At 43.2% G+C, this 886-nt stretch carries 2 protein-coding genes; both read right to left on the bottom strand.

Features of this window, described 5'->3' with window-relative positions; all coding sequences use genetic code 11:
- Positions 1-463 (bottom strand): T7SS effector LXG polymorphic toxin (locus tag HMPREF9184_RS09790; protein ID WP_009444415.1); only part of this gene is annotated, 463 nt, incomplete at its 3' end.
- A gap of 9 nt (positions 464-472) precedes the next feature.
- On the bottom strand, positions 473-757 hold the full coding sequence (locus HMPREF9184_RS08990; RefSeq protein ID WP_000274521.1) for a TIGR04197 family type VII secretion effector: 285 nt from the start codon (positions 755-757) through the stop codon (positions 473-475).
- Positions 758-886 lie beyond the last annotated feature (129 nt).

The raw sequence follows: 886 nt of genomic DNA on the forward strand, positions 1-886 counted from the left end.
TGACCTGGTTCATGAGGAAGTTATAGTCCATGACGGTGCTGGTATGACTACTACCTTCGTAACTCACCAAGTCTGAAATCTTGTCCTTGGTCGTGTTCAAGAGCTCAATCTCACTCTTTAGATTGTCCCGTGAACTCTTTAAATCACTATGAAGGTTTGTAAACACCTGACCTGGTAGCTTTGCATGATTGCTCGAATCAATTTGATAGTAACCGTCCTTGTAAAGCAAGAGGTTGGATGAGTAGTCATTCATCAGGTTGACTAGAGTTTGAAGAAGAGTCCCATGCACCTCTACTAGGTAGGTGCGCATACTCGAGATGGCCTGACCTTGGAGGTTAGTATTATTGATAAAGTCCGTCATAGCGGTATTGAGATTATTGATGGCCTCTCCCCAAGCATTCATGGTCTTTTGACTTTCCACTTGGACAGAGGTGATATCATCAAATGTTATATTGTAACTCATAGAACCTCCCTACTGCAAGCCAGGAAACAGGTTTTGTCCCAATACAGTATCTGTACGAGCCAATTCTTTTCCTGTAGCTGCCATCAAGGCGATGTCCGCTCCCAATAAGGATGTATAGCTCGTCATCAGCTGACAGAGCTCATTGAATTGTTCCTGATACAAATCGAGCACCTTGGATTCCGATGTCGTTTTGAAGGTTGGCTTACTCACTCCAGCCAAACTAGCCTGAGCCTTGGTCAAACTACTGATGTGCGAGTTAAACAGAACCTCGGATAATTGAATCGTTCCATACATGACCTTACCCCTCCTTCGTATGTAGTAGCTTCTCGATGAAATTTCCCAGATTGTTAATTTGACTCTGACACCAGCCAATAATGCCGTTTTCTTCATTCTTTTGGTTCTCTAGTCTAGTGATTTCATCAC

It is taken from the genome of Streptococcus sp. oral taxon 058 str. F0407 (assembly GCF_000235485.1).
GTDB lineage: Bacteria > Bacillota > Bacilli > Lactobacillales > Streptococcaceae > Streptococcus.

Coding starts and splice junctions, on each gene's coding strand:
- HMPREF9184_RS08990 (WP_000274521.1), bottom strand. CDS start 757: ATGTATGGAACGATTCAATTATCCGAGGTTCTGTTTAACTCGCACATC.